This is a genomic window from Pseudomonas sp. SIMBA_068, from assembly GCF_046534705.1.
Lineage (GTDB): Bacteria > Pseudomonadota > Gammaproteobacteria > Pseudomonadales > Pseudomonadaceae > Aquipseudomonas > Aquipseudomonas putida.
Genome location: NZ_JAWRYI010001146.1, coordinates 1 through 251 on the forward strand (window position 1 = coordinate 1; position 251 = coordinate 251).

Below are 251 nucleotides of genomic sequence, written 5' to 3' on the forward strand. Positions count from 1 at the left end.
TACTGTGACGACTGGTACCCCGCGTTCGAACAGGCGCCCTGGCACGACAGCCACCTGCAAGGGGACGAGGGCAGCTATTGCGGGTATTGGGCGTTCGAGGCGGCAGCCATCGCCTTTCTGTATGGCCTTGATGACAGCGGGGTCGAGCATAGGGTCTATCCCAAGGATCTGGTGGCCTATGCGAGGAACCTCCGGCCGAGCCACCCGAAACGTGTAGCGCCGGTGGTGGCGGGGGAGACCTGTAGTAAGGC

1 protein-coding gene is annotated in these 251 nt (G+C 63.3%); it reads left to right on the forward strand.

Translation table 11 applies throughout. From position 1 onward, the window contains the following. Positions 1 to 251 (forward strand): PoNe immunity protein domain-containing protein (locus SB756_RS33100; RefSeq protein WP_410913636.1); only part of this gene is annotated, 251 nt, incomplete at both ends.